3 protein-coding genes and 1 pseudogene are annotated in these 3,898 nt (G+C 27.2%); 2 read left to right on the top strand and 2 right to left on the bottom strand.

Annotated features, from left to right (window positions below):
* Both AB1Z17_RS00590 and AB1Z17_RS00585 read right to left on the bottom strand, forming a co-directional pair.
* Positions 1 to 239: pseudogene (locus AB1Z17_RS00590) on the bottom strand (glycine--tRNA ligase); the annotation flags it as partial.
* A gap of 108 nt (positions 240 to 347) precedes the next feature.
* Positions 348 to 1,235 carry a hypothetical protein gene (locus tag AB1Z17_RS00585; RefSeq protein ID WP_368049851.1) on the bottom strand — a complete coding sequence of 296 codons (888 nt, stop codon included), beginning with the start codon at positions 1,233 to 1,235 and terminating at the stop codon, positions 348 to 350.
* Positions 1,236 to 1,442: 207 nt separating this feature from the next.
* Here AB1Z17_RS00585 and AB1Z17_RS00580 point away from each other — a divergent pair, with 207 nt between their 5' ends.
* Together AB1Z17_RS00580 and AB1Z17_RS00575 are read left to right on the top strand one after the other, a co-directional pair.
* Complete coding sequence (locus AB1Z17_RS00580; RefSeq protein ID WP_368049850.1) at positions 1,443 to 2,129, top strand: ComF family protein; 687 nt, start codon at positions 1,443 to 1,445, stop codon at positions 2,127 to 2,129.
* Positions 2,130 to 2,212: 83 nt separating this feature from the next.
* Positions 2,213 to 3,814 carry an Ig-like domain-containing protein gene (locus tag AB1Z17_RS00575; RefSeq protein WP_368049849.1) on the top strand — a complete coding sequence of 534 codons (1,602 nt, stop codon included), beginning with the start codon at positions 2,213 to 2,215 and terminating at the stop codon, positions 3,812 to 3,814.
* Positions 3,815 to 3,898 lie beyond the last annotated feature (84 nt).

Genomic DNA, 3,898 nt, shown 5'->3' with positions numbered 1-3,898 from the left:
GATGCTTTCCAAATTGTTGGATGCATAAATATTGCAGAATCCAATCCAACAATATTTTCATGCATTTGCACCATTGCTTTCCACCAATAGTCTCTAATGTTTTTCTTTAACTCAACACCATTTTGAGCATAGTCGTACACTGCGCTCAAACCATCGTAAATTTCACTTGATTGAAATACATAACCATATTCTTTTGCGTGTGAAACTACTTTTTTAAATTTATCTTCTTGATTTGCCATTGTGCAAAAATAGTAAAGCTTTTAGTACTAAAAAACAAAAAAGTGGAAATAGCCGAAACTATTTCCACCCAATTAACATTAAATATAATTAATTTGGAGTTACTTATTTTACTTTAAGGTTATTTTTGTAACTCCTACAATATTACTTTCTATATAAATGTTTACAGCATAAACACCTCTTTCTATTAAATCTCTATTAACTTCTACTAAACTTACAACGTCTATTTCTTCATTTAAATAGTTAATACTTGTAGTATCACTATAATTAATAGTTTCATCGTTTAGTATTGTTACCTCACCTTTACTTGCAATAGTAGTTCCTGTAGTTACATCAATTATTTGGATGTAAACCTGACGTTCGCCTGGTTCAGAAATTTCATTTTTGCCAACTGTAAAACTAATTCTAAAAGCATCTGTATTTCTTGCTCTAGAGGTTTCAACCAACTTTCCGCTATTTCTTTCTCTCATTGCCAACACCTTAGCAGCACTCACTTTTAAAACGGAGCCTATTGCAACTTTTTCGGCTAAACTAATGTTTTGCATAGATAACGTATCGTTAACAGCAATTTGTCTAGTAATACTAACTCTGGCACTATCTAAATCTTGAGTTAATAAGGTATTTGCTCCAGTTAAAGAATCTGTCATAAAAAATAAACGTCTGTTTGTTTCTTCTAACTTTGCAATTTGCTTTTTATAACGAAAAATTAAATTAAGATTTGTTGCTTTTAATCCTTTTATAGAGTCTCTTAAAGCAATTATTCTGTCTCTTTCAAAAGCCAACTCATTAGACATTGAGGTATTCTGACCAATTGCATCTTCGTATTTGACAATCATATTGTCTAAATTTTGTTCAATTTCTTCTTTTTCTACTGTAATTGCATCTGTTAATTTTTTATGCTCACTTTTATTATAAAAAGTATATGCCAAGGCTCCTATAAGCAACACTGCTAAAGCGATTACAATAATTTTACTGTTTGATTTTTTTTCTTCTTCCATGACTTATGTTTATTTAGGGGTTTATAGTTTATTGGAGTTTTTTTAATTAAACGTAAAACGTAAAATTAAATTATAAATTAATACTAAATACTTTTGAGGATTTTTATTTCTGACTAATTTTAAAGTTACGGATTAATTTTTATAACTCATAATTATTTTAATTTATTTTTCTGACTTAATTATTTTTCATAATTTAACCAAAAAGCTATGAATTTCCTAAAAGATATATTTACTATTTTTTATCCAGATATTTGTTTGTGTTGTAAAGATCAGTTAACAACAAACGAGCAATTAATTTGTATCGATTGCAGACACGATTTACCGGTAACAAATTTTACAAATGAAGCTGATAATATAGTTGAAAAAATATTTTATGGAAGAGTTCCTGTTCAAGAAGCTACAAGTTTATTGTATTTTTTAAAAAAAGGAAAAGTGCAAGAGTTAATGCATCAATTAAAGTATAAAAGCCAACAAAAAGTTGGAACTTTTATTGGAGATTGGTTAGGCGAAATAATACTCAATTCAAAACGATTTAAAACAATAGATTGTATTATACCAGTTCCACTTCATAAGACAAAACAACATTTACGCGGTTACAACCAGGTTTCTACTTTTGGTAAAAGCTTGTCTCAAAAATTAGAGATTCCTTTTTATGAAGATATTTTGTTAAAAACTTCCGCAACTAAAACTCAAACAAAAAAATTGCGTTTAGATAGGTGGAAGAACTCCGAACATCAATTTATTCTTCAAAAAACAAATACCCTTAAAAATAAACACATTCTTTTAATTGATGATATAATTACAACGGGAGCTACACTTGAAGCTTGCATTAATGCTTTTGAAACTAATAAAAACATTAAAATTAGTATTGCAACTATGGCATATACTCAATAAAAAATTTCAAAAATATAATACCTTAATAATTACTGCGTTTTTTTAATAAAATAATTGTTATTTTGTATCCAAAACAAATGTATATGAGGTTGTCTTTTTTTAAATTTTTAAGTGTTTTAATACTTGCCAGCATACTTTTTAGTTGCGCAAGAAGAGGAACTCCAACTGGTGGAGATAAAGACACCATTCCTCCAATATTAGAAAAAGCAATACCGGCAAATAAAACTGTAAATTTTAAAGAAAAAAGAATTAAAATTTATTTTGATGAATATATTAAGTTAAAAGATGTAAAAAAACAACTTATAATTTCTCCACCTCAAAAAAATGAACCAATAATAACTCCAGTAGGAACTGCTAGTAAATTTATTTCTATTAAAATTCTAGACACTTTAGACGCAAATACCACTTATTTATACAACTTTGGAAATAGTATTGTAGATAATAATGAAGAAAACAAATTAGGAAATTTTAAATATGTTTTTTCAACAGGAACTTATATAGATTCTTTAGAAGTTACCGGAGAAGTTACAGACCCAATGGTTAAAGAAACTTCAAAAAATTTAGATGTATTGCTTTATGAATACGATACTGCATTTACAGATTCTGTGGTTTTTAAACAAAAACCACGTTATATTTCCAACACCTTAGACAGCACTTTGTTTGAAATTAGCAATATAAGAAAAGGCAAGTATTTACTTATAGCCTTAAAAGATGCCAATAATAATAAAATTTACGATCCGGATATTGATAAAATAGGTTTTGTTGAAGACACATTAACCCTGCCAACCGACAGTGTTTACAACTTTACAATCTTTAAAGAAATACCCAAATTAAAAATATTAAAACCAAAAGAAGTAAATAGCGGACATTTAATTTTTGGATTTAAAGGAAAAGCAAAAGATGTAATAATTAACCTTTTGTCTGAAACTCCTGCTGATTTTAAATCTGAAATAATTTATGACACTACAAAAGACACTATAAATTACTGGTACACTCCTTTTGAAACAGATTCTTTAAACTTTACCGTTTCTAAGGGCGATTATTTTGAAGAATTTACTGCAAAATTAAGAAGTACTAAAAGAGATACTTTACAAATTCAAAATAGTATTGGAAATACATTGAATTTAATTGATACACTTGCTATTACTTCCAATACGCCAATAGTAAAAATTGATACATCTTTTATTTCTATAATTAACCAAGATACTATAAAAGTAAATTTTAGACCAATTTTAGCAAAATCTAAAACTAAATTATATTTAAATTTTGATGTAAAACCTGATTCTAAATACACTGTTGAAGTGTTGCCAAATGCAATAAAAGACATTTATAATATTGTAAACGATAGTTTATCTTTTAGCGTAACTACAAAAACCCCAGAAGATTACGGTATTTTAAATGTAAACCTAGAAAGTTCTCTAAAATCTTCATTTATTGTTGAGTTAATAAACAGTAAAAATGTGGTTGTTAGAGTTGCTAAAATTAGTGAATTAAAAACCATTAGATTTGAATCTTTAGAACCAGGCAATTATTTTTTAAGAGTTACAACAGATAAAAATAACAACGGAATTTGGGATACTGGTAATTTTTTAGAAAAGCGACAACCAGAAAAAATTAAGTTTTTTGATAAAGAGATTGAAATAAGAGCTAATTGGGATCCAACTGAAACCCTTATAATTGAATAATTAATTATTTGGTTTATAGTTTATATAGATTTTAGTACATTTGATAAAACAAACCCCTTTTTTTGAGAATAAAACTTAAAATAG

This window comes from Lutibacter sp. (genome assembly GCF_040883305.1).
In the GTDB taxonomy this organism is placed as follows: Bacteria; Bacteroidota; Bacteroidia; order Flavobacteriales; family Flavobacteriaceae; genus Lutibacter.
Note: the sequence above shows the minus strand (reverse complement) of the source record. Positions and strands in the feature narration are given on the sequence as shown.

What these genes read in the sequence shown, in the direction of transcription:
- AB1Z17_RS00585 (WP_368049851.1), bottom strand. Translation starts at nt 1,235, where the DNA reads ATGGAAGAAGAAAAAAAATCAAACAGTAAAATTATTGTAATCGCTTTA.
- AB1Z17_RS00575 (WP_368049849.1), top strand. Translation starts at nt 2,213, where the DNA reads ATGAGGTTGTCTTTTTTTAAATTTTTAAGTGTTTTAATACTTGCCAGC.
- AB1Z17_RS00580 (WP_368049850.1), top strand. Translation starts at nt 1,443, where the DNA reads ATGAATTTCCTAAAAGATATATTTACTATTTTTTATCCAGATATTTGT.